We start from the raw sequence: 22,593 nt of genomic DNA, 5'->3' as shown, positions 1-22,593 counted from the left end.
CCGTCCGCTCCGCCACTTATTCGAGAGTCGTCTCACTAAACACGAACTTTAGGGGTGTAGCTCCAATTGGCAGAGCAGCGGATTCCAAATCCGCGTGTTGGGAGTTCGAATCTCTCCACCCCTGCCATCTTCAAGGCTCTAGTCGAAAGACTAGAGCCTTTTTCATTTTCTCAGAACATCAATGTTTCAATTGACAGAACTGCGGGTGTCATCGTTACCAACAAGGCGGGCTGATCGTTGTAATTTCTGTAGCGTAAGTCAGAGCTCAAACTAGGTGTTTCTGATGAAAGGCCGCATTGGATAGGGTGTCAGTCTTTCAAGTTCAAGAGCATTGATTTGTCCACGCTTATTGGGTGCTTTTAGGCACAACTTTTTACTCCGATACGTTTATAAAGACTGGCCTTATAGTCGGGATTCAAGTCATAAGTGATATGCTAAGTATTGGCTGTTTCCGTATCTGTTTGCGTAGACATCTTGACCTGAGAATAGTGCCGCTAACCTGCTCTCAAGACACCATAGCGTTCATATCTTTTGTTGTAAAACATGCTGACTCAACTGTGTTTGAAAGAGTTCGGTATAACCAGAGAGCTGCCGGGTTTGATGCACTGAAAGCGAACCTTAGTGGGTTCGCTATTGGAAACAAAAAAGCCCGCTCAATAGAGCGGGCTTGATGATTCAGCTGCGACAGAGCTTAATATTACTTTAGCAATGCTTCATTGCCATTCTCACGAATGTGTTTAAGGATACCTTTTACACCGCGAGCACTTGAAGCTACAACGTTACCTGATTTTACGTAGTCTGTACCGCCAGCAAAGTCAGTAACAATAGCACCTGCTTCACGAGCAATCAGCTCACCTGCAGCAATATCCCATGGCTTAAGGCCAAGCTCAAAGAAACCATCGACACGGCTTGCAGCAAGGTAGCAAAGGTCTAGAGCAGCAGAACCAGTGCGACGGAAGTCAGAACAGTCAACGAATAGTGCTGACATGATCTTAAAGTAAGACTCTGAATGCTGTTTTTGCTTGAATGGGAAGCCCGTTGCTAAAACGGTACCTTGTAGGTCTTTTACCTGCTTGACGCGAATACGAGCATTATTAAGTTGTGCGCCAGAACCTCGTTGAGCGGTGAAAAGCTCATTTAGCATTGGGTCGTATACACAAGCGACTTCTGTTTTGCCTTTGATGCGTACAGCAATAGACACAGAGAAATGAGGCAAACCTTTTACAAAGTTTGTAGTGCCATCCAGTGGGTCGATGATCCATTGTACTTCGTCATCTTTACCTTGAAGAAGGCCTGACTCTTCACCAATTACAGTGTGATCAGGGTAAGAGGCTTTGATCGTATCGATGATGATAGCTTCTGCTTCTTTGTCTACGTTAGTAACGAAGTCATTGACGCCTTTTTGAGTCGATTCAATCTTCTCAGCATTTTCTAAAGATTTAGCAATATGGTTGCCTGCTTTTCGTGCAGCACGAATAGCAATGTTAAGCATTGGATGCATACTAATTTCCCAACGGATGTTAAAGAACAGAAAAACGGGCGGCAGTATATCAGATAAACACCGAAATGGAAGTGGTTATTTTTTGAACTTTTGGTTTTATTCCAGCAAAGGGTCTGACCATTTTACTCAGGTATATGGTAATATCGCGCAGTTCGAAATTACGTCTTGGAAAACACCAATGCTAAACAATGTCAAAGTTGTACTTGTTGGAACCTCTCACTCAGGAAATATTGGCTCGGCCGCACGAGCAATGAAGGTCATGGGGCTGACTAACTTAGTACTTGTTGACCCACAGTGTGAGATAGATGAACAGGCAATAGCACTTGCTGCTGGTGCAGCAGACATTGTTCAAGCTGCATTGGTCGTCAACACGTTAAATGATGCTGTGGCTGACTGTAGCCTTGTGGTTGGCTCAAGTGCGCGTTCACGTACTTTAGAATGGCCAATGCTAGAGCCCCGTGAATGTGGTAAGAAGTTCGTTGAGCAAGGAGCAACATCTCAGGTCGCGTTGGTGTTTGGTCGTGAGCGTACTGGCTTAACAAACGAAGAGCTTCAGACGTGTCATTATCATGTTTGCATTCCTGCTAACCCAGAGTACAGCTCTCTTAACCTGGCAATGGCTGTCCAGACGCTTAGCTACGAAGTTCGCATGGCTTACTTAGAAAAGCAGCAGAGCCAATATCAGCCTAATGAAGTTGTAGAATATCCAAGACATAAAGAATTGGAAATGTTCTTTTCGCACCTTGAAAAAGTGGCGACTGCGACCCAATTTATTAGCGACGAGCAGCCTGGAAAAGTAATGAACAAGCTGCGTCGACTATTCAATAGAGCTAGGCCGGAAGCGCAAGAGCTGAATATTCTGCGTGGTGTCTTGACCTCAATTGAGAAAAAAATTAATCAATAAATTAACCATGAAAAGTACATGGCTAAATACCTGAGTAAAACAGTCAATTAAATACTTGACCAATTTACTCAAGTATGAAAAACTTCATACCACATAAACGATGTGGATATGGTGTTATATGAGACTTACATCTAAAGGAAGATACGCAGTTACAGCCATGTTAGATGTGGCTCTGCACTCACAACAAAACCCAGTACCTTTGGCGGATATCTCTGAACGCCAAGGCATTTCGCTTTCTTACTTGGAACAATTGTTTTCAAAGTTACGTAAAGCAGGGTTAGTTGCCAGCGTTCGTGGACCAGGTGGTGGTTACCGTCTGGGAGCTGATGCTAATACTATCGCTATCGGTACAGTGATTGCGGCTGTAGATGAATCCGTTGACGCAACAAAGTGCAATGGTAAAGGCGATTGTCAGGGGGGAACGCGTTGTTTGACGCATACACTTTGGCGTGATTTGAGCTCTCGCATCAGTGACTTCTTGAACAACATCACTCTCGGTGAGTTGATGACAGATAACGAAGTCCTAGAAATTTCAGACCGACAAGATCTTGATCTTACGGTTAAACATGGGTTTTCTAACAAGAATTCTAACACCGCGCCCATCGGTGTAAATGTCCGCTCTTAAGCGGTTTGCCTGTTACATTGGAGTAGAGAATGAAACTGCCTATTTATCTAGATTACTCAGCGACTTGTCCTGTAGACCCTCGTGTAGCTGAAAAAATGGTTCAGTACATGACAATGGACGGTACGTTTGGCAACCCAGCATCGCGTTCACATCGATATGGCTGGCAGGCAGAAGAAGCAGTCGATACTGCTCGTGAGCAAATTGCTGATCTACTGAATGCCGACCCTCGCGAAATCGTCTTCACTTCTGGCGCGACAGAATCAGATAACCTAGCTATCAAAGGCGCAGCTCATTTCTATTCTAAGAAAGGTAAACACGTTATTACGTGTAAAACTGAGCACAAAGCGGTTCTTGACCCATGTCGCCAACTAGAGCGTGAAGGTTTTGAGGTAACTTACCTTGAGCCAGAATCTAATGGTTTGATTGATCTCAAGAAGCTTGAAGCGGCAATGCGTGAAGATACTGTGTTGGTTTCGATCATGCACGTGAACAACGAAATTGGCGTGATTCAGGATATCTCTTCTATTGGTGAACTTTGCCGTGAACGCAAAGTCGTTTTCCACGTTGATGCCGCACAGTCTGCGGGTAAGTTACCAATCGATGTGAAGGAAATGAAAGTAGACCTTATCTCACTGTCTGCGCATAAAGTTTATGGCCCTAAAGGTATCGGTGCACTATATGTTCGTCGTAAGCCACGTATCCGCCTAGAAGCGCAAATGCACGGTGGCGGTCATGAGCGTGGTTTCCGTTCAGGTACACTGGCTACTCACCAGATTGTTGGTATGGGTGAAGCATTCCGTATTGCTAAAGAAGACATGCAAAAAGACTACGATCATGCGATGGCATTACGTAATCGTCTATTTGATGGTGTTAAGGATCTTGAAGCTGTCACAGTAAACGGTTCATTTGAACAGCGTGTACCGCATAACCTAAACATTAGCTTCGCTTTCGTAGAAGGTGAATCATTGCTGATGTCTCTTAAAGATCTCGCGGTTTCTTCTGGTAGTGCTTGTACTTCTGCAAGTCTTGAGCCTTCGTATGTTCTTCGTGCGTTAGGTCTGGACGATGAACTGGCACACAGCTCTGTTCGATTCTCATTCGGTCGTTTTACATCTGAAGAAGAAGTAGATTACGCAATTGAACAAATCCGCGTAGCGGTTACTAAGCTGCGCGACATGTCTCCTCTATGGGATATGTACAAAGAGGGAGTGGATTTAAGCACAGTTGAGTGGGCTCACCACTAATCACTGGCTAACGCTCCAAGGATAGTAATAGAGGATTCGAGGTAAATAATCATGGCATATAGCGAAAAAGTAATTGATCACTACGAGAACCCACGTAACGTTGGTTCGTTCGATAAAGAAGACCCAGCGGTAGGCAGCGGCATGGTTGGCGCGCCGGCTTGTGGTGACGTAATGAAGCTTCAAATCAAAGTAACACCGGAAGGGATTATTGAAGATGCGAAGTTCAAAACTTACGGTTGTGGTAGTGCGATCGCATCGAGCTCACTGGTTACTGAGTGGGTAAAAGGTAAGAGTATTGATGAAGCTGCGGCAATCAAGAATGCAGAGATTGCTGAAGAGCTTGAGTTGCCTCCAGTGAAGGTACACTGCTCAATTCTTGCTGAAGATGCAATCAAAGCAGCTGTTGCTGACTACAAGAAAAAACACCAAGAATAAGTAATCTGTATATAATGGGAGCCTAAAGCTCCCATTCCGTTCGCTAATCAATAAACTAAGGTGCAGTATGGCCATCACAATGACAGAAACCGCGGCAAGTCGCGTTAGAACATTCCTTGAAAACCGAGGTAAAGGGATCGGTTTGCGTTTGGGTGTGAAAACGACAGGCTGTTCTGGAATGGCTTATGTTCTTGAGTTTGTTGACGAGCTTAACGAAGAAGACTCAGTATTCGAGCATTCAGGCGTCAAGGTCATTATTGACCAAAAGAGCCTTGCGTATTTAGATGGCACTGAGCTTGACTACGTTAAAGAAGGGTTGAATGAAGGTTTTGAATTCAACAACCCAAATGCTAAAAGTGAATGTGGTTGTGGTGAAAGCTTCAACGTATAATTGATAGCGCCTGCAGGCCATGCTTGCAGGTAGATTACCAAGGACCGAATTCTCCATGAATTACTTTGAATTGTTTGGGCTACCAAGTCAGTTTCAGCTGGATGGTAGCCTTCTTTCTTCACAATTCCGTGAACTTCAAAAACGCTTCCATCCAGATAACTTTGCCAGCGCTTCTGAGCGAGACCGTCTTATGGCGGTTCAGAAAGCTTCGGAAATCAACGATGCTTATCAAGTCTTAAAAAAACCTCTGTCTCGTGCTGAGTATATGCTGGCAGAAAACGGCGTTGATATTCGTGGTGAACAGCAAACCATGAGCGACCCTATGTTCCTAATGGAACAGATGGAATTACGTGAAGAACTTGAGGACATTCCATCTAGTTCAGATCCAGAAGACGCACTATTCGATTTTGACAGCAAGGTGAGCAAAATGTACAAGCAGCACCTGAAATCGGTAGAGCAGGAACTGAATGATGGCCTCTGGCAACAAGCGGCTGAGCGTGTACGTAAGCTCAAATTTATCGCCAAATTAAAAAATGAAATCGAGCTAGTGGAAGAGAAACTCCTCGGCTAGTTAAAGATAAGGACCAACCATGGCACTACTTCAAATTGCAGAACCAGGTCAAAGTTCGGCACCACATGAGCACAAACTGGCAGCCGGTATCGATCTCGGTACGACGAACTCTTTGGTGGCCTCTGTTCGCAGCGGCGATGCAACGACATTAAAAGACGAGCAAGGGCGCAGTATCCTGCCATCAATTGTCAATTATGCCGGTGAACAACCTGAAGTAGGTTATGACGCCAAAGCACAGGCGGAAACTGATCCACAAAACACCATCATTTCAGTGAAACGCCTAATTGGCCGCTCATTGAGTGACATTCAGACTCGTTACCCAAATCTACCTTATCAATTTAAAGCGAGCGGCAACGGCTTACCAGTGCTTCAAACAGCAGCAGGTGACAAAAACCCGATTGAAGTTTCAGCAGAAATTCTCAAATCGTTGGGTAAGCGCGCCGAACAAACACTGGGCGGAGAACTGGCTGGTGTTGTGATTACAGTGCCTGCGTATTTTGATGATGCTCAGCGCGCAGGTACAAAAGACGCGGCTAAACTGGCGGGTCTTCATGTTCTGCGCCTATTAAATGAGCCGACTGCGGCAGCGATTGCTTACGGTCTAGACTCAGGCCAAGAAGGTACTATCGCAGTTTACGATCTCGGTGGCGGTACGTTTGACATCTCTATTCTTCGATTATCTAAAGGTGTCTTCGAAGTTCTGGCGACTGGTGGTGATTCAGCATTAGGCGGAGATGACTTTGATCATCTTCTCGCTGAGTTCTTGATTGAAAAAGCAGGGATCCAAACGGATCTAACCGCGGAGCAGAACCGCATTGTTTTAAATGTCGCCACAGAGACCAAAATTGCATTTTCACAACAAGATAATGTCGACGTTGAGGTGCTTGGTTGGACTGGCTCTGTATCCCGTGAAGAGTTTGAATCTTTAATTCGTCCACTGGTGAAAAAGACGCTGATGTCTTGTCGCCGCGCACTAAAAGATGCCGAAGTAGATACGGATGACGTGCTTGAAGTGGTGATGGTCGGTGGCTCGACTCGTACGCTGTTGGTACGTGAAATGGTCGGTGACTTTTTTGGCCGTACGCCACTAACAAGCATTAACCCTGATGAAGTGGTAGCGATTGGTGCGGGCATTCAGGCTGACATTCTCGCTGGTAATAAGCCAGACTCTGAAATGTTGCTTCTTGACGTGATTCCACTGTCTCTAGGTATTGAAACCATGGGTGGATTGGTCGAGAAAATTGTTCCACGCAATACCACGATCCCGGTTGCTCGAGCGCAAGAATTTACGACATTTAAAGATGGTCAGACTGCAATGAGTGTTCACGTTGTTCAAGGCGAGCGTGAAATGGTCGATGACTGCCGTTCATTGGCCCGTTTCTCATTGAAAGGCATTCCTCCAATGGCCGCTGGTGCTGCTCATATTCGAGTGACTTACCAAGTTGATGCTGATGGCCTTCTTTCGGTCACTGCAATGGAAAAAAGCACAGGGGTTCAGTCCGAAATACAAGTTAAACCGTCTTATGGCTTGAGTGACGACGAAGTGGCAAACATGCTGCGTGACTCAATGACGTATGCGAAAGACGACATGATGGCGCGTGCACTGGCTGAGCAGCGAGTGGAAGCTGATCGTGTCATTGAAGGATTACTTGCTGCAATGCAAGCAGACGGTGATGACTTACTGTCTGAAGCAGAAAGAGAAGCCCTGATTAAATCGATTGAATCATTGATTGAACTGCGCAATGGCGACAGTGCGGATGCCATTGAGCAGGGAATCAAAGACACTGATAAAGCGAGCCAGGATTTTGCTTCGCGCCGTATGGATAAATCGATTCGAGCTGCGCTGTCAGGTCAATCGGTAGATGATATTTAAGAGATAAGAAGTTATGCCTAAGATTATAGTATTACCACACGAAGATTTATGCCCAGAAGGTGCGGTACTAGAAGCAGATACTGGTGAAACTGTACTGGACGTGGCGTTGAAAAATGGTATCGGTATCGAGCATGCGTGTGAAAAGTCATGTGCGTGTACTACATGTCACATAGTGGTTCGTGAAGGTTTTGACTCTTTGGAAGAGAGTGACGAGCTGGAAGACGATATGCTGGACAAAGCATGGGGCTTAGAGCCTGAATCACGATTGGGTTGTCAGGCTAAAGTTACCGACGAAGACTTGGTGGTTGAGATTCCTAAGTACACATTGAATCACGCGTCAGAAGATCACTAATCTCACATATAGGAAGTGTAATCATGAAATGGACAGACTCACGAGACATCGCGATTGAGCTTTGTGACAAATTTCCGGAAGTGGATCCAAAGACAGTACGTTTCACCGATCTTCATCAGTGGATTCTTGAGCTGGAAGATTTTGAAGACGAACCTAACCGTTCGAATGAAAAAATTCTTGAGGCCGTGATTCTGTGCTGGATGGATGAAATGGATTAGAACTGACCGGAAAAGTCTTTCTAGTTAACAAATTTTACTAAAAATAACGGGCCTTAGTGCCCGTTTTTTTATCAAATTGACATTTTAACCCTACAAAATGCTAACATCCGAACGTTAAGCTAAATGGCGTAGACAGCGCTAATTAAAAGACAAGGAGAAACCATGTCTACACAGATGTCAGTATTTTTGAGCCAAGAAGCCGCCGCTCCGCATTGGGGTGAAAAAGCCATTCTTTCATTTTCTGAAAGCAGCGCAACGATCCACCTTGGAGAAGGTCATGATCTTGGCGCCGTTCAGCGTGCGGCTCGTAAGCTGGATTCTCAAGGTGTCGCGTCTGTTTCTCTTGAAGGTGCAGGCTGGGACTTAGAAAGTGTTTGGGCATTTCACCAAGGTTACCGTGGGCCTAAAAAGAAGAATACTTTAGCGTTACCAGAGTTGGTTGAAACAGCTCAGGCTGAGCTAGAAGCGCGCATTAAAGCGACCGAATTTACCCGCGATATTATTAACAAACCTGCGGAAGAAGTAGCGCCTCGACAACTGGCGACAATGGCTGCTGAATTCATCAAGTCAGTTGCGCCAGAAGGCACAGTAAAAGCACGCATTGTGAAAGATAAAGACCTGCTAGCCGAAGGCTGGGAAGGCATTTTTGCGGTAGGACGTGGTTCTGAGCGCACTTCAGCGATGCTGCAACTTGATTACAACCCAACAGGTGATGAGAACGCACCGGTTTGGGCGTGTCTTGTAGGTAAGGGTATCACATTTGATTCTGGTGGTTACAGCATCAAACCTTCAGGTTTTATGGCAGCAATGAAAGCCGATATGGGTGGTTCTGGTACGATCACTGGTGGTTTAGGTCTGGCTATCATGCGTGGCCTGAACAAGCGTGTGAAACTGATTCTTTGCTGTGCTGAAAACATGATTTCAGGCCGAGCTCTGAAGCTTGGTGATGTTATTACCTATAAGAACGGTAAAACGGTCGAGATCTTGAATACTGACGCGGAAGGTCGCCTAGTTTTGGCTGATGGTTTACTTTATGCCAGTGAACAAAACCCTGAGTTGATCATTGATTGTGCAACGCTGACTGGCGCTGCGAAAAACGCACTGGGCAATGACTACCACGCATTGATGAGTTTTGATGAAGAGCTTTCTCAGCAGGCGCTATCCGCAGCAAAAGAAGAGAAAGAAGGCCTATGGCCTCTGCCGTTGGCAGACTTCCACCGTGGTATGTTGCCATCGAATTTTGCTGATCTGTCTAACATCAGCAGTGGTGATTATTCTCCTGGTGCCAGCACTGCAGCTGCTTTCTTGTCTTACTTTGTTGAAGACTACAAAAAAGGTTGGTTGCATTTCGACTGTGCTGCCACGTACCGTAAATCAGCAACGGATAAATGGGCTGCAGGCGCGACTGGCGTTGGTGTGCGAACCCTAGCTGGTTTACTGATTCAGCAAGCAAACAAATAATTCTAAGAGGTCTTGAATGACCTCTTGAAACAAAACAAAGAAAATAAAAGGATACCCTATGGCTCTAGAAAGAACTTTTTCTATCATCAAGCCCGATGCAGTAGAACGTAATCTGATTGGTGAAATCTATCACCGTATTGAAAAAGCGGGCCTTCAGATTATCGCTGCGAAAATGGTGCAGTTAACTGAAGAGCAGGCGAGTGGTTTCTATGCAGAGCATGAAGGCAAGCCTTTCTTCCCTGCTCTGAAAGAATTCATGACTTCTGGACCTATCATGGTTCAGGTACTTGAAGGTGAAGACGCTATTTCGCGTTACCGTGAGCTAATGGGTAAAACCAACCCAGAAGAAGCGGCATGTGGTACGATTCGCGCAGATTACGCATTGAGCATGCGCCACAATTCAGTACATGGTTCAGACAGCCCTGAATCAGCGGCTCGTGAGATTGAGTTCTTTTTCCCACAGGCAGAGATTTGCCCACGCACCTAATTGAAATCTAGCCCTAACTTGAGGTGCTGCGTAAGGTTATATACGCAGCACTTTTTGTTCTAAAGAAGGTTAGGTACGCGGGTTGAATTGACCAAGAAAGCTCACCATTTACTGCTAGTATTGGTGAGAAAAGTTTTTTTTATTCACATATGCACGCAAAGCTATCAGTCTTGACAGATTGTGATATACTCTGCGCGCAATTTATACCTTATAAACAGAGTAAGACAATGGCAGATTTATCAAAGTACAGAAACATTGGTATTTTCGCGCACGTTGATGCGGGTAAAACTACCACCACTGAGCGTATTCTAAAGCTTACTGGTAAAATCCACAAAACTGGTGAAGTACACGACGGTGAGTCTACAACTGACTTCATGGAGCAGGAAGCTGAGCGTGGTATCACAATCCAGTCTGCTGCCGTAACTTGTGAGTGGAATGGCCACCGCCTAAACGTTATCGATACTCCGGGACACGTTGACTTTACAGTAGAAGTATACCGTTCACTTAAAGTTCTTGACGGTGGTATCGGTGTATTCTGTGGTTCTGGTGGTGTTGAGCCTCAGTCAGAAACTAACTGGCGCTACGCGAACGATTCAGAAGTTGCTCGTCTGATCTTCGTAAACAAACTAGACCGTATGGGTGCAGACTTCTTCAACGTTGTTGACCAGGTTAAGAACGTTCTTGGTGCAAACCCACTAGTAATGACTCTGCCAATCGGTCGTGAAGACGATTTCGTTGGTGTTGTAGACGTACTAAACCGTAAAGCTTACGTTTGGGACGAAACTGGTCTACCAGAGAACTACGAAGTTCAAGACATCCCTGCTGACATGGTTGATGATGTAGAACAGTACCGTGAAGAGCTAGTTGAAACTGCTGTAGAGCAAGACGACGACCTAATGGAAGCTTACATGGAAGGCGAAGAGCCATCTATCGAGCAACTAAAAGCTTGTATCCGTAAAGGTACTCGTGACCTAGCGTTCTTCCCAACGTTCTGTGGTTCTGCGTTCAAGAACAAAGGTATGCAACTTATCCTTGACGCTGTTGTAGATTACCTACCAGCTCCAGCAGAAGTTGATCCTCAGCCTCTAACAGATCCAGAAACTGGTGAGCCAACTGGCGAAGTTGCTACTGTATCTCCAGATGAGCCTCTAAAAGCGCTAGCATTCAAGATCATGGATGACCGTTTTGGTGCTCTAACATTCGTACGTATCTACTCTGGCCGTCTGAAGAAGGGTGACACTATCCTTAACTCAGCAACTGGTAAGACTGAGCGTATCGGCCGTATGTGTGAGATGCAAGCTGATGAGCGTAACGAACTTACTGAAGCGCAAGCTGGTGACATCATCGCTATCGTTGGTATGAAGAACGTTCAAACAGGTCACACTCTATGTGATCCTAAGCACGAATGTACTCTTGAAGCTATGATCTTCCCAGAACCAGTAATCTCTATCGCTGTAACGCCAAAAGACAAAGGCGGTTCAGAGAAGATGGGTATCGCTATCGGTAAGATGGTTGCAGAAGATCCATCTTTCCAAGTTGAGACTGACGAAGAGTCTGGCGAAACTATCCTGAAAGGTATGGGTGAACTTCACCTAGACATCAAGGTAGATATCCTTAAGCGTACTTACGGCGTTGAGCTAGAAGTAGGTGCTCCACAGGTAGCTTACCGTGAAACTATCACTCAAGCAGTTGAAGATAGCTACACGCACAAGAAGCAGTCTGGTGGTTCTGGTCAGTTCGGTAAGATCGACTACCGCATCAAACCAGGTGAGCCAAACTCTGGCTTCACGTTCTCTTCAACAGTTGTTGGTGGTAACGTACCTAAAGAATTCTGGCCTGCAGTTGAGAAAGGTTTCGCATCTATGATGGAAACTGGTGTTCTAGCTGGCTTCCCAACTCTAGACGTAGAAGTTGAACTATTCGACGGTGGTTTCCACGCAGTTGACTCTTCAGCTATCGCTTACGAAATCGCTGCTAAAGGCGCATTCCGTCAGTCTATGCCTAAAGCGGGTGCACAACTTCTTGAGCCAATCATGAACGTTGACGTATTCACTCCAGAAGACAACGTTGGTGACGTAATTGGTGACCTTAACCGTCGTCGTGGTATGATCAAAGACCAACAAGCTGGTACTACAGGCGTTCGTATTAAAGCTGACGTTCCTCTATCAGAAATGTTTGGTTACATCGGTCACCTACGTACTATCACTTCTGGTCGTGGTCAGTTCTCTATGGAGTTCGGTCAATACGCACCATGTCCAGCAAACGTTGCTGAGCAAGTAATCGCAGAAGTTAAAGAGCGCAACGAGAAGAAGTAATTTTTTACGTTAGCTAGATAACTTTAAAGCCCCTGAAGCGAAAGCTTCAGGGGCTTTTTCTTTATGGGGGATCCATTTTTGTGTTCTCTCACCTAGGGCTGCGAGTATCAATGATCTCCAAGTCACTAGGGTGCTCTTTCTGACATTCTTCGACTTGGCTGAAAATCCAGTCACAGAATTGACGGATTTTCTCACGCTTAAAATAGGCGCTAGGGGCACAAAGGAAATAGTTGTAGTCCGTTCTCTGAGCGAGGTTCCCTATGCGGACTAATTTGCCTTCTTCAATGTATCTCTGAGCCAGGGTATGCTTGGCTAAAGCCACTCCTTGTACGGCCAGTGCCCCTTCCAGAACAAAATGCGAACCGTTGTATTTTAACGTCGGTTTCGAGGTCTTATGACCAACGTTTTGTAGCCATATCCCCCAATCAAGATCTCTCCAGTAATCCTCGATCAGCTCAGCGCCCGTTAAGTCACTAAGATCATAAATACCATGCCTTTCTTGGTAGATTGGGTGGCATACAGGGTAGAGCAGCTCTTCCAGCATGAGTTTGGATGTTAGATTCGGGTAATTTCCCGGCCCATAACGAATGCATAGATCAAGGTTAGATCGTTGAAAGTCCACCAGTTCGCTGGTGGGTTCAATCATGAGTTCTTGTTCTGGGTGTAGAGCTCTGAAATGACCGATTCTTGGTACAAGCCAGTGTTGAGCAAAAGAAGGCAGTGTCGAAATAGACAATAAGTTTGGGTTAGGGTCCGAATTGATTTGTCGAACGCCATCCTGAATGTGTTCAAAGCCTTTTCGTGCTTGCTGATAAAGAATCTCGCCTTCCGCAGTAAGCTGCACTTTTCGGTGCTGGCGCACAAAGAGTTCTACGCCCAGAAACTCTTCTAGCTGACGTATTTGTTGGCTGATTGCAGCGGCAGTGACAAACAAATGTTCAGCGGCTTTCTTAAAGCTACCTAATTGTGCTGCTGTGTAAAAGTAATACAGTCCTTGTAAAGGAGGGAGGCGATCTTTCACTTAAGTTTTCCTTAACTAAAGGTCAAATTCCATCGTTTGAGAGTGATGCGATATTGTCCGATTATTAAGTTAAATCTTAATAAAGGCAAGGTGAAGTTATGGAAACTACTGCTAAATCTCCAACGTGCTCAATTGATGAACGTCTTTCCTTAAGACAGAAATTCTTAACTAAAATCAAAAGATGGCGACGAAATTACCGTACTCGACGCCAGCTCAATCACTTGTCTGGGCACATGCTACGTGACATTGGTGTTGAGCATGAAGAGGCGGCACGTGAATCTCGCCGGCCATTTTGGGATGACTAGCTCTGTTGTTCACTGATTTCACTCTGGAGCCAGTTAACAAACGCTTGGATACGTTTTTTACGCGGAGAATCTTCACTATAGAAAAGATTGAATTGGATACCCGGTGTCATGCCAATATCAAAAGGTTTGACTAACAGGCCTCGCTCTACGTAATCACTGGCGAGAGAGTCAGAAGCAAGACAGGCTCCATGGCCAGACATCACGGCTTTCATCGCATGGTCAAAGGTACTGACTTCCATCCAACGAACGGAGTTTTTGCTCATGCTGACACCTGCTTGAGCGAACCATGACTCCCATGGATAGCCTCCTGATTCATAGTGAATTAGCCAGCATGCTTGGAGTTGGGATGGCTTTTTTAAATTAATAGACTTAGCAAGGTGAGGAGAGCAAAACGGATAAATCGTTTCTTCAAATAAAAACTCTTTGTGGAAGGATTTGTTGCTTTCTATGTCGAGTTGTTCGCCTTGCCAGATAGCGAGATCCGCATCACCTTGCTTTAAATTTGGTGCATCACAGCTAGTAAGGATGCGAATCGGAATGTTCGGGTGCTGAGTGGAAAACTTCCACAGCCTAGGTAGTAACCATCGGGAAGCAAACGAAGGCGTTGAATTAACGCACAGTAGGCCTTCTATGGGTTCACTTTGGATCTGATTTAACCCTGTGATGATATGTTCGAAACCATGAGATACGTGCTTGAAGAGTATTTTGCCTTGTTCAGTCAAGCGCATTTCTCGTCCGTCACGGACAAAGAGTTTGCAGCCTAGTCCATCTTCCAATTGACGTATTTTTTGGCTAACCGCAGCTTGACTGATAAACAGCTCTTCTGCTGCGCGACTATAGCTATTCAGTCTAGCGGCCACTTCGAAATAACGTAGACCTGGTAGATGATGCAACCTTGCATCCATAATAATTCCTTTCGTTGAGCTCCCTTATGGCTAAGCATCATAATCTCAATTGATAAAAAAGCAAAAAGGAGAGCTCTCGCTCTCCTTTTACCTATAGGTTTTTAGTCTTCCCAGACGACGAGTTGACCCTTAGGCCAGTTATGACCCACGTCGTGGTATTTTTGCTCAAGGACATGACGTTTGATTTTCAAAGTTGGAGTGAGGATGCCATTTTCAATACTCCATGGGTCTTTGATCATGAGAACCCCTTTAATCTGTTCATGAGACTCTAACTCTGCATTCATTCTTTCCACTACCTTCTTCGTGGTTCTTTCATATCGCGCACGATCGAAGTTAGGGAAGTCGTGAGGGACTACCAATAGGATAGGAGCCGGGAGACCTAGGCCGATTAGACACATCATTTCTACACGGCTGTATTCAAATAGCTTTTTCTCAATAGGCACAGGTGCAACAAACTTACCTTTAGCTGTTTTGAAAGTGTCCTTTTTACGGCCTTGGATGGTTAAGTAACCATCTGCGTCGATAAAGCCGATATCACCCGTGTGAAGCCAGCCTTCTGAATCAAATGACTCTTGAGTAGCAATATCGTTTTTGTAGTATCCAGAAAACAGACCTTTGCCACGAACCATGATCTCTTCATCTTCTGCGATCTTAAGCTCGATCCCTGGGCCTGCATTACCGACTGAGCCAATTTTATCTGCTCTGAATGGGTAGTTGAGGGTACTGTATGCGAATGACTCGGTCATTCCCCAAGCTTCGGTAATGTTGAGGCCAACGCTATGGTACCAGTTGAGCAAGGCTGGAGAGACGGGAGCAGACCCACAGCCCAAAACGCGAGCCTGATCCAGTCCAAGACCGTCAGCGAGTTTCTTCTTAATCAAGGAGTTAACAAAAGGAATCTTGAGCAGGATATTGAGTTTCTTCTGCGGTAGTTTGTCTTGAATGCGTTGCTGGAATAAGGTCCAAAGGCGTGGCACCGAGATAAACAGTGTAGGGCGGTGCATTTTGACGTCTTCGATGAAAGTATCAAGGGATTCAGGGAATGCAGTCGGGACTCCACCCATGATGGAAGAACCAAAGATGTACACGCGCTCAGTGATATGCGCCAGCGGTAAATAAGAGAACAAACGGTCATTTTCCTGAATGCCGATATGATCGATCAGTTGCTGTACTGACCAGCTAAATGCGCCATAGGTGAGCATCGCGCCTTTTGGTAAGCCGGATGTACCTGATGTGTACACCAGCGACATTAACTTATCATCGTAGTGTTCAGGACGAGCATTGCTTGGCTGAGATTTAGCAATTAAGTCGTTAAAGCTGTGCTGACATTTCGGTGCTGTATCGTATGGAAGCGAAATGCTGATTAGATTTGGCATTGCATCCAGTACTTGCTGAGTTGCAGCAGCATCGTCAAGCTTACCGCCAATTAGCGCTTTACTTTCACTATGAGTGACGCAGTACTCAATGGTGTCGGCCCCCGCTGTTGGGAAGATGGGGACGCTGACAAAATCGCCCAGCATCATTGCCAAGTCGCAAATAAACCATTCAGCACAGTTTTTCGAGACCAGAGCCACTTTATCGCGAGGTTGTATACCTAACTCTTGTAAGGCTGATACCAGCTTTAGTGCTTTGTCAGCAACTTCTGCATAGGTGAACTCGACGAATTGACGGTTAATAATCTGTTTTAGATACACTTCATTTGGGCGTTCCTCTGCCCAGCGAAGGATCATTTCATTTGGTGGTGGGAGAGCACAAGTCGTTTTGCTTAACTCGTTAGGCTGAATCATTTTCTAACTCCATGTTATTGGCAAAGTTATGGTATTTTTTATATTGTTAACAGCTTGTTAACTTTAGCACGCGGGGTGAAAAAGAGGGAAGTATTAGAGGGTAGTTCAACAGGAACTTGTGACCGTGATGTGAAAACTAATGTAGCTGGCGGTAGATGGCCGGACTGAAGCCCGTTTTTTTCTTAAAGATGCGAGAGAAATAGGATACGTCATTGTATCCACACTGGAAGGCAATAAAGGAAATTTTGTCTTTTCTTTGTTCGCTAAGTAATTGCTTAGCAAGGTTTATTCTTTTAAGTGTGAGGTAGTCTCTAAAACTGACGCCTATCGATTTATGAAAAAATCTAGAAAAATATGTGACAGAGTAATGACAGTACTCGGCGATATCTTCTTCACGAATAGTTCGCGAAAGGTTTTTGTCTATGTACCTAAGAATTTCGACTAGATCCTTACTGATCTCTTTCTGCTCAGAGATAGCTGGAAGTTTATGGATCTCTAAGATCTCTTGGTGCTTATTGAACTGGTAGTAAACCTGCTTGCTTAGCTCTTCTGCCCAGGGCTTCGCCGACTTACCGTTAAGATCAAGCGTTGAGAACACGACTTCAAGTTGCTCAACTTCTGGATCTAAATGCTCACGATAGAGCAGAACGAGATGTTTGTGTAAGTTCTGACAGAGCTTCGCGGTGGTTAGAAACAGAGAGTCAAAGTTTTCTTCGTAGAAAAAGAAACAGAAGTCGATATCAGATTCACTCAACACGGAAACATCATAGCCATAGTCAAGAAGATGAAAATACCTCTCTAGATCTCTCACCGTATCTTTATCAACGTAACTTATTGATTGGCCTAGCCAATATCCTTTATGTAACACATCCACTGAAAGCGTATTCCTAAGTCATTGTTCTAGTGCTCTATTAATAAGGTTAGGTGAGAGGCGAGTAATCTCAACTACTACTTTTCTATCAATTTTTATCCCTAAACTACTGTCAATTTGCATACGTTATTGAGTTGTTAGTAATTATTCTTAAGTTTTGTTGAGATCAGGATCTCCTTTTTTGTATTGGTTAGATCTTGTCAAGTATCAAAAATGATACAAGAAAAAAATAATTCACCGGACCTCGAAAGAGATTATTACTGGAAAATATTTATTTTTACAAAACAGTATATTATGAATTTTTTCTTTGTGTTTTAAATTAGGGTAATAAATCTAAATTATGACCTAAGTATTATTTTTATTTCATTTTTATTCCTTTATTTAAGCAAACATATGGCAAAAAAGTACCAAAGATGGTTAAAAAAATCCTAACTGTTATCTGATGAAATATCTAAATTAAAGGTTAAGCGAGACAGCTTAATGTACTTTCAGAAAGGAGACAGGTCATGAATAAAGTACTAACTAATATCAAAGCATTTCTTAAGGATGAAGAAGGTTTAACAGTAGTTGAATACGTTGTCGGTGCTGGTCTTTTAGTTGCAGGTCTAACAGGTATTTTTACCACCTTTAGTAGCACACTTACTACTCAGCTTGGAAGCATATTTACCAGTTAACTTTCGATGGCTAACCTCAGCGTAGTTAATGATTCAGACCCATGGCAGTGGCCGTGGGTCATTTGTGCGTTTGTTGAAGGAGAGTGGCATCGTGAAAAGTATAAAACGTTTTTTAGATGATGAAGAAGGCCTTACTGTTGTGGAGTATGTTGTTGGTGCTGGCCTGATTGTGGTGGGTTTTGCAGGTTTATTTGTTGCTTTTAGAGGAATACTGACAACTGAATTTGCATCTATATTTAGTTAGTGAATTAGGACGCAAGGAGCGGTTAAATGAACTTACTTATATGGACTGTGTTGTTTGCTGTAGCCGTCTCCGATGCCAAAGAACATCGTATTCCTAATACTTTGTTATTAGCTGTTGTCGTTTTGGTTTTTATTAATATTGTTTTTCTTATTCAAGATTTTTCCCTTCTATTTTGGTCATTTATAACTGGTATTACTTGCTTTATTTGTGCGCTACTTCTTTACTTTTTAAAAGTGATGGCTCCAGGAGATGTAAAACTTTTGGGTGTTATTGGTTTCTGGTTAGGCACTGAGCATATTACGCAAGCTATATTTTGGATTGCAGTTTCAAGCGTAATAGTTGGTATTTTCTATGCGTTATTGAGAGTGGCAGAGTCCCCGGAAAAAGCTAAAGCACTGTTTAACAAATACTCCCTTCTGGCCATGTATGGTGAATCTGAAGCGAAATTAGCTGGCGATTCACCGAAAAGAAAGATGAGTGATCACTATAGGATGCCGTTTGCACCAGTCGTTGTGTTAGGGATTGCGCTTTACTTTTATTTTTTGAATTAAATGACAAGGAGTCATTATGGTTCAGGTTACGTCTCCAAAGCGACATAGAACTGAGCTTACTCCGCAAGCTCCGGAGCCTCCGGTCCCAACCACTTTCGATGATTTGGGTATACCCAAAGCTGTGGTCGAAAACCTTGTTATCAAACACATTGCTGCCTACCCAAAATCAGATATTCTCCAGCTTACAAAACTCCTGTGTATAAATAGCCATCTGATTGAAGATATCATCGCTGGCTTGAGAGCAAAATCATTAGTCGAAGTGTTTCAAGCTGCTTCAAGTTCCTTTTCCGTTCAATCCAGTGGTCACGTTCGTTATGGCCTATCAGAGTCGGGTATGCAAGAGGCTGATACAGCTTTCATTAAAGATGCTTACCTTGGGCCTGTGCCTGTATCTCTCAATGCTTACAGTGAAATGGTTACCGCTCAGGATGTGAGAGCGCAAATGGTAAACCGGGATGATGTTGAATACGCATTATCTGATGTGCTTGGCGCTCATCGAATGGTTGGAGTATTAGGTCCCGCGATTAACTCAGGTCGAGCGCTACTTTTGTACGGGAGTGCAGGTTCGGGCAAAACTTTTGTCGCGACTAAAATTCTAAACTCGTTAAACACATCTATCTATGTTCCCTACTCAGTGTTTGCCGCGGGTAACATCATAAAAGTGTTCTCGCCTCAACATCACAAACGCGTTCGCAGTGATGAACTTCATTCCATTACGTTTAGAGAGCATTTCGACCGTCGTTGGGCATTGTGTGAGAGGCCAAGTATTCAGGTGGGTGGTGAACTGACCATGGACATGCTGGAGGTCAACCACAGTGAACACAACAAGGTGTGGATGGCTCCGCTTCAAATGATGGCCAACAACGGCATTTTCATTATCGATGACTTAGGTCGCCAACCCATGCCAGTCGATACATTGCTTAATCGCTGGATTGTTCCAATGGAGTATTTCTATGACTACTTAAATCTTCCAAATGGCCAGCAAATCAGTATTCCATTTATCCTTACCCTCGCATTCTCTACGAACTTAGATCCGGAAAAGATCAGTGACCCCGCATTTTTACGCCGTTTGGGCTACAAGATTCAATTTGGGCCGCTACTAGAAAATGAATACAGAGAATTGTGGGGAATCATTTCTAAATCGAAAGACCTCTCCATAGCGGATGGGTGCTTTGACACATTATTTGACTTACATCGTCAGCATAACGTGGGCTTTTATCCTTGTTTGCCCAAGGACATAGTCGGTATCAGCCGAGATATCATCATTTTTGAAGAAGTTGAGCCAGTTATCTCCCCTGAAATAGTAAGCCGCGCGTGGGAAGTGTATTTCACAGCTGATGGCAAGGGAGGAGGTGCTCGATGAGTCGGAATCAGGTGATCTTACTTTTTTTACTCTCTATTGCATTTGGTTTAGGTGCCGTATTTTTCGCTAAACAATGGATGGACAGACAAATGCAGCCTCAAACAGAAGTTGAGGTAGTTGAAAGAGAGCCCGTGATAGTGACTACCCAGGAAATCCTAGCGGGAAGTGTCATTGAAGAGCAGCACATTACCACTAAGCTGCTTGAAAAAGCATGGCGCGATGAATTTCAGTTTTCTAACGCAGAAGACCTAGTGGGCCAAGTGGTGGCAACGACCATTTACCCTGGAGAAATAGTGACAATCCATCGTTTGGCGATACCTGGGGAAGGATCCACGTTAGCGTCTTTGATCCCAGAGAATAAACGTGCGGTCACCATACGAGTGAATGATGTTATTGGTGTGGCTGGATTTCTTTTGCCTGGCAACAAAGTCGATGTACTCAACACGATCAAATACAGCTCAACATCAGCCTCTACGGTGACAGTTCTTAAAGAAATCAAAGTATTGGCTGTAGACCAAACGGCAAAAACAAAAGAGAACAAGCCGATTATCGTTCGTGCTGTGACGTTGGAAGTGTCTCCTAGAGAAGCAGAGAAGTTGTTATCTGCTCAGAGCAAAGGTGAAATTCAGCTTGCTCTACGTAATCCTCATGAAGAAGAAAAAGTCGTCAAACGCTACGTTGCACCTAGTGTCACCATTATCAAAGGCACCGAATCTCGCAACATCAGAGTTAAGGACTGAGGTGAACCATGCGAAATCTAATAATTCTAATCTCATTATTGTGTTTCAGTGCAGCTGGTACCTATGCGGCAACCCAATCCAGTAAAGCGGTACGGGTTCCTCATCATAAATCCACTCATGTGACTTTAGCCGGTAAAGCTAAGCGAGTTTCTTTGGGTGATCCAGAAGTGCTGGATATTGTGATGCTTAAATCCAATGAAGTTTTCTTAATCGGTAAAAAGCTAGGTTCAACAAACCTGATGGCTTGGGATAGCCGCGGACGGTTGATTGAATCGATCAATATTGAGGTCACCCATGATCTCAATAGCTTAAAAGCGAAGTTATTTGAGTTCTTACCGGATGAAGAGATCAAAGTACACAGTGCTCAGAATCGTCTTATTTTAAGTGGTCAAATCAGCAATCAGGCGGCAATGAATATTGCGTTAAGGGTTGCAGAAACCTATGCCGCTGGTGAAGAGGCAGATAAGCAGACCATTTCGCTGAGTCAGCAAGTTGAGAAAACGGGCGTCATAAATTTAATGACGATTGGTGGTGCTCAGCAAGTGATGCTGGAAGTGACCGTCGCTGAAGTACAAAGAAGTTTGGTCAGAAAGTTTGATGCGAACTTCCACTTTCTACAACAGAGTGGTGACTTTTCATGGGGAGGCACCTCTGCTGGTGGCTCGTTACCTACTACAACCACCGCGGTTTCTCCGGTCTTCAATTCGCCAACCATTGAGAATACAGGCTTGCTTGGCTCTTTCATCGATAGCAATACCTTGTTCTCATTTGCTTTAGATATTGCTAAGCAAAACGGTTCAGCGAAAGTTCTGGCTGAACCTAACTTGACGGCACTAAGCGGTGCAAAAGCAGAGTTTCTGGCTGGTGGTGAGTTTCCTATCCCAGTGCCGGATGATGACGGGATCACTATTGAGTACAAAGAATACGGTGTGGGTTTGAAATTTATTCCAACGGTATTAAGCGACAAGAAGATCAACCTCAACCTTGCAATCGATGTCAGTGAAATTGCCAATACATCTTCATTAACGCTTAGTCCTGATCTGACGAATACGACCTATGTTATCCCTCCTATTACAAGACGAAGTGCATCTTCGACGCTAGAGCTAGCCGATGGCCAAACCATTGGTATCGCAGGCCTAATTAGCGAAAACGTAAGGGATATTGTGGGAGAAATGCCAGGCTTTAGTGATATCCCAATCTTAGGGCAAATGTTTAATAGCCAAGAATACATCTCAGGTGAAACTGAGCTGGTTATTTTAGTGACTCCAAGATTGGCAAGGCCTGTGGATAGAAACAAAGTTTCACTGCCAACAGACTCCTTCGTTGAGCCAAATGACTTTGAATATTACTTGCTAGGCCGTGGTGCATACATTGCCCCGGACAGTCCTCATCAGACTCAGCAGGTAAAAGATGAAAGCTTTATTGACCACTCTAAGGGTGGAACAGAAGGCACATTTGGTCACAGCTTATAGGGACGATTAGCATGAATAATAATCTATTAATCATTAGCGCTTTTTGCTCATCATTATTGCTCTTGGGTTGTGTGAATAACGCTGAAAGACTAGGTGCTCATGTAGCGAAACTTAAAACTGAGCAAACTTATAATTTGAATGCCACCCGAGATAATTTGGGTGTCATTCCAACGGGCAGTGGTGAGCGAATGGAAGGGGCTTATCAGGTTTATACCGGTAAACAGGATATGGATCTGGAAGGGACCGAAAGTCAATTTGTTGAAGAAGGGCAGAGTAAATAGCC

Annotated in this window: 25 protein-coding genes and 1 tRNA gene; 21 read left to right on the top strand and 5 right to left on the bottom strand. The window is 44.4% G+C overall.

What is annotated here, in order from left to right; genetic code table 11:
• The first annotated feature begins 50 nt into the window (after positions 1 to 50).
• Positions 51 to 127: transfer RNA gene (locus IX95_RS25075), tRNA-Trp, on the top strand.
• A 570-nt stretch (positions 128 to 697) separates the two neighbouring features.
• Here the strand turns inward: IX95_RS25075 and suhB are convergent.
• Entirely contained in the window at positions 698 to 1,501 is an 804-nt protein-coding gene (suhB, locus tag IX95_RS25065) for an inositol-1-monophosphatase (RefSeq protein WP_006959833.1), read from the bottom strand.
• Between the two features lie 178 nt (positions 1,502 to 1,679).
• On the opposite strand from suhB, the gene trmJ reads away from it, so the two are divergent.
• From trmJ to fusA, 12 genes are all read left to right on the top strand, one after another.
• Complete coding sequence (trmJ, locus tag IX95_RS25060; RefSeq protein WP_031342476.1) at positions 1,680 to 2,405, top strand: tRNA (cytosine(32)/uridine(32)-2'-O)-methyltransferase TrmJ; 726 nt, start codon at positions 1,680 to 1,682, stop codon at positions 2,403 to 2,405.
• A gap of 118 nt (positions 2,406 to 2,523) precedes the next feature.
• On the top strand, positions 2,524 to 3,030 hold the full coding sequence (gene iscR / locus IX95_RS25055) for a Fe-S cluster assembly transcriptional regulator IscR (protein ID WP_029235945.1): 507 nt from the start codon (positions 2,524 to 2,526) through the stop codon (positions 3,028 to 3,030).
• 29 nt (positions 3,031 to 3,059) lie between these two features.
• Positions 3,060 to 4,274: an IscS subfamily cysteine desulfurase gene (locus IX95_RS25050; RefSeq protein WP_019274075.1), complete on the top strand. Its 1,215-nt coding sequence runs from the start codon at positions 3,060 to 3,062 to the stop codon at positions 4,272 to 4,274.
• A gap of 51 nt (positions 4,275 to 4,325) precedes the next feature.
• On the top strand, positions 4,326 to 4,709 hold the full coding sequence (iscU, locus tag IX95_RS25045; protein WP_004412993.1) for a Fe-S cluster assembly scaffold IscU: 384 nt from the start codon (positions 4,326 to 4,328) through the stop codon (positions 4,707 to 4,709).
• 67 nt (positions 4,710 to 4,776) lie between these two features.
• The gene (iscA, locus tag IX95_RS25040) at positions 4,777 to 5,100 is read left to right on the top strand and encodes an iron-sulfur cluster assembly protein IscA (RefSeq protein WP_006959829.1); all 324 of its coding nucleotides are present in this window, start codon (positions 4,777 to 4,779) and stop codon (positions 5,098 to 5,100) included.
• Positions 5,101 to 5,155: 55 nt separating this feature from the next.
• On the top strand, positions 5,156 to 5,671 hold the full coding sequence (gene hscB / locus IX95_RS25035) for a co-chaperone HscB (protein ID WP_021455722.1): 516 nt from the start codon (positions 5,156 to 5,158) through the stop codon (positions 5,669 to 5,671).
• Positions 5,672 to 5,690: 19 nt separating this feature from the next.
• Positions 5,691 to 7,544 (top strand): Fe-S protein assembly chaperone HscA, encoded by a 1,854-nt coding sequence (gene hscA, locus IX95_RS25030; RefSeq protein WP_038164974.1) that lies wholly within the window; start codon positions 5,691 to 5,693, stop codon positions 7,542 to 7,544.
• Positions 7,545 to 7,557: 13 nt separating this feature from the next.
• On the top strand, positions 7,558 to 7,896 hold the full coding sequence (gene fdx / locus IX95_RS25025) for an ISC system 2Fe-2S type ferredoxin (protein ID WP_006959826.1): 339 nt from the start codon (positions 7,558 to 7,560) through the stop codon (positions 7,894 to 7,896).
• Between the two features lie 23 nt (positions 7,897 to 7,919).
• Positions 7,920 to 8,114, top strand: a complete 195-nt coding sequence (gene iscX, locus IX95_RS25020) for a Fe-S cluster assembly protein IscX (RefSeq protein WP_006959825.1) — start codon at positions 7,920 to 7,922, stop codon at positions 8,112 to 8,114.
• A gap of 162 nt (positions 8,115 to 8,276) precedes the next feature.
• Entirely contained in the window at positions 8,277 to 9,575 is a 1,299-nt protein-coding gene (pepB, locus tag IX95_RS25015; RefSeq protein WP_038164971.1) for an aminopeptidase PepB, read from the top strand.
• 58 nt (positions 9,576 to 9,633) lie between these two features.
• Entirely contained in the window at positions 9,634 to 10,062 is a 429-nt protein-coding gene (gene ndk, locus IX95_RS25010; protein WP_006959823.1) for a nucleoside-diphosphate kinase, read from the top strand.
• 227 nt (positions 10,063 to 10,289) lie between these two features.
• Positions 10,290 to 12,377 carry an elongation factor G gene (gene fusA / locus IX95_RS25005; protein ID WP_038164967.1) on the top strand — a complete coding sequence of 696 codons (2,088 nt, stop codon included), beginning with the start codon at positions 10,290 to 10,292 and terminating at the stop codon, positions 12,375 to 12,377.
• 88 nt (positions 12,378 to 12,465) lie between these two features.
• Here fusA and IX95_RS25000 read toward each other — a convergent pair whose 3' ends face one another.
• Positions 12,466 to 13,398 (bottom strand): LysR substrate-binding domain-containing protein, encoded by a 933-nt coding sequence (locus IX95_RS25000; RefSeq protein ID WP_038164964.1) that lies wholly within the window; start codon positions 13,396 to 13,398, stop codon positions 12,466 to 12,468.
• Between the two features lie 98 nt (positions 13,399 to 13,496).
• On the opposite strand from IX95_RS25000, the gene IX95_RS24995 reads away from it, so the two are divergent.
• Complete coding sequence (locus IX95_RS24995; protein WP_019274081.1) at positions 13,497 to 13,703, top strand: DUF1127 domain-containing protein; 207 nt, start codon at positions 13,497 to 13,499, stop codon at positions 13,701 to 13,703.
• Here the strand turns inward: IX95_RS24995 and IX95_RS24990 are convergent.
• The 3 genes from IX95_RS24990 to IX95_RS24980 form a co-directional block, all read right to left on the bottom strand.
• Positions 13,700 to 14,608 carry a LysR substrate-binding domain-containing protein gene (locus tag IX95_RS24990; RefSeq protein ID WP_019274082.1) on the bottom strand — a complete coding sequence of 303 codons (909 nt, stop codon included), beginning with the start codon at positions 14,606 to 14,608 and terminating at the stop codon, positions 13,700 to 13,702. The genes IX95_RS24995 and IX95_RS24990 overlap by 4 nt on opposite strands.
• A gap of 101 nt (positions 14,609 to 14,709) precedes the next feature.
• A complete protein-coding gene (locus tag IX95_RS24985) occupies positions 14,710 to 16,395 on the bottom strand; it encodes an AMP-binding protein (RefSeq protein ID WP_021455726.1) in 1,686 nt (561 codons plus the stop codon).
• Between the two features lie 136 nt (positions 16,396 to 16,531).
• Positions 16,532 to 17,269, bottom strand: a complete 738-nt coding sequence (locus tag IX95_RS24980; RefSeq protein ID WP_021455727.1) for a helix-turn-helix domain-containing protein — start codon at positions 17,267 to 17,269, stop codon at positions 16,532 to 16,534.
• 503 nt (positions 17,270 to 17,772) lie between these two features.
• On the opposite strand from IX95_RS24980, the gene IX95_RS24975 reads away from it, so the two are divergent.
• The 7 genes from IX95_RS24975 (at position 17,773) to IX95_RS24945 (ending at position 22,591) form a co-directional block, all read left to right on the top strand.
• Complete coding sequence (locus IX95_RS24975; RefSeq protein WP_038164961.1) at positions 17,773 to 17,940, top strand: hypothetical protein; 168 nt, start codon at positions 17,773 to 17,775, stop codon at positions 17,938 to 17,940.
• Between the two features lie 91 nt (positions 17,941 to 18,031).
• Positions 18,032 to 18,184, top strand: coding sequence for a Flp family type IVb pilin (locus tag IX95_RS26725; RefSeq protein WP_171353332.1), 153 nt, complete (start codon positions 18,032 to 18,034; stop codon positions 18,182 to 18,184).
• Between the two features lie 26 nt (positions 18,185 to 18,210).
• Positions 18,211 to 18,735, top strand: coding sequence for a prepilin peptidase (locus IX95_RS24965; protein ID WP_019274088.1), 525 nt, complete (start codon positions 18,211 to 18,213; stop codon positions 18,733 to 18,735).
• 16 nt (positions 18,736 to 18,751) lie between these two features.
• Positions 18,752 to 20,098, top strand: a complete 1,347-nt coding sequence (locus tag IX95_RS24960) for an ATPase AAA (RefSeq protein WP_038164953.1) — start codon at positions 18,752 to 18,754, stop codon at positions 20,096 to 20,098.
• Complete coding sequence (cpaB, locus tag IX95_RS24955; protein WP_019274090.1) at positions 20,095 to 20,838, top strand: Flp pilus assembly protein CpaB; 744 nt, start codon at positions 20,095 to 20,097, stop codon at positions 20,836 to 20,838. Before IX95_RS24960 ends, cpaB begins: the two co-directional genes overlap by 4 nt.
• A gap of 8 nt (positions 20,839 to 20,846) precedes the next feature.
• A complete protein-coding gene (locus tag IX95_RS24950; protein ID WP_021455733.1) occupies positions 20,847 to 22,310 on the top strand; it encodes a type II and III secretion system protein family protein in 1,464 nt (487 codons plus the stop codon).
• 11 nt (positions 22,311 to 22,321) lie between these two features.
• Positions 22,322 to 22,591, top strand: coding sequence for a hypothetical protein (locus IX95_RS24945; RefSeq protein ID WP_038164950.1), 270 nt, complete (start codon positions 22,322 to 22,324; stop codon positions 22,589 to 22,591).
• Positions 22,592 to 22,593 lie beyond the last annotated feature (2 nt).

The organism is Vibrio sp. B183 (assembly GCF_000740665.1).
Taxonomy (GTDB): domain Bacteria; phylum Pseudomonadota; class Gammaproteobacteria; order Enterobacterales; family Vibrionaceae; genus Vibrio; species Vibrio coralliilyticus.
Note: the sequence above shows the minus strand (reverse complement) of the source record. Positions and strands in the feature narration are given on the sequence as shown.

Excerpts from the sequence above, each read along its gene's own strand:
- IX95_RS24995 (WP_019274081.1), top strand. The coding sequence starts at position 13,497 with ATGGAAACTACTGCTAAATCTCCAACGTGCTCAATTGATGAACGTCTT.
- suhB (WP_006959833.1), bottom strand. The coding sequence starts at position 1,501 with ATGCATCCAATGCTTAACATTGCTATTCGTGCTGCACGAAAAGCAGGC.
- ndk (WP_006959823.1), top strand. The coding sequence starts at position 9,634 with ATGGCTCTAGAAAGAACTTTTTCTATCATCAAGCCCGATGCAGTAGAA.
- cpaB (WP_019274090.1), top strand. The coding sequence starts at position 20,095 with ATGAGTCGGAATCAGGTGATCTTACTTTTTTTACTCTCTATTGCATTT.
- IX95_RS24945 (WP_038164950.1), top strand. The coding sequence starts at position 22,322 with ATGAATAATAATCTATTAATCATTAGCGCTTTTTGCTCATCATTATTG.
- fusA (WP_038164967.1), top strand. The coding sequence starts at position 10,290 with ATGGCAGATTTATCAAAGTACAGAAACATTGGTATTTTCGCGCACGTT.
- hscA (WP_038164974.1), top strand. The coding sequence starts at position 5,691 with ATGGCACTACTTCAAATTGCAGAACCAGGTCAAAGTTCGGCACCACAT.
- trmJ (WP_031342476.1), top strand. The coding sequence starts at position 1,680 with ATGCTAAACAATGTCAAAGTTGTACTTGTTGGAACCTCTCACTCAGGA.
- IX95_RS24950 (WP_021455733.1), top strand. The coding sequence starts at position 20,847 with ATGCGAAATCTAATAATTCTAATCTCATTATTGTGTTTCAGTGCAGCT.
- IX95_RS24965 (WP_019274088.1), top strand. The coding sequence starts at position 18,211 with ATGAACTTACTTATATGGACTGTGTTGTTTGCTGTAGCCGTCTCCGAT.
- iscU (WP_004412993.1), top strand. The coding sequence starts at position 4,326 with ATGGCATATAGCGAAAAAGTAATTGATCACTACGAGAACCCACGTAAC.
- fdx (WP_006959826.1), top strand. The coding sequence starts at position 7,558 with ATGCCTAAGATTATAGTATTACCACACGAAGATTTATGCCCAGAAGGT.
- iscX (WP_006959825.1), top strand. The coding sequence starts at position 7,920 with ATGAAATGGACAGACTCACGAGACATCGCGATTGAGCTTTGTGACAAA.
- hscB (WP_021455722.1), top strand. The coding sequence starts at position 5,156 with ATGAATTACTTTGAATTGTTTGGGCTACCAAGTCAGTTTCAGCTGGAT.
- IX95_RS24985 (WP_021455726.1), bottom strand. The coding sequence starts at position 16,395 with ATGATTCAGCCTAACGAGTTAAGCAAAACGACTTGTGCTCTCCCACCA.
- pepB (WP_038164971.1), top strand. The coding sequence starts at position 8,277 with ATGTCTACACAGATGTCAGTATTTTTGAGCCAAGAAGCCGCCGCTCCG.
- IX95_RS25050 (WP_019274075.1), top strand. The coding sequence starts at position 3,060 with ATGAAACTGCCTATTTATCTAGATTACTCAGCGACTTGTCCTGTAGAC.
- IX95_RS24975 (WP_038164961.1), top strand. The coding sequence starts at position 17,773 with ATGAATAAAGTACTAACTAATATCAAAGCATTTCTTAAGGATGAAGAA.
- IX95_RS24960 (WP_038164953.1), top strand. The coding sequence starts at position 18,752 with ATGGTTCAGGTTACGTCTCCAAAGCGACATAGAACTGAGCTTACTCCG.
- IX95_RS24990 (WP_019274082.1), bottom strand. The coding sequence starts at position 14,608 with ATGGATGCAAGGTTGCATCATCTACCAGGTCTACGTTATTTCGAAGTG.
- iscA (WP_006959829.1), top strand. The coding sequence starts at position 4,777 with ATGGCCATCACAATGACAGAAACCGCGGCAAGTCGCGTTAGAACATTC.
- iscR (WP_029235945.1), top strand. The coding sequence starts at position 2,524 with ATGAGACTTACATCTAAAGGAAGATACGCAGTTACAGCCATGTTAGAT.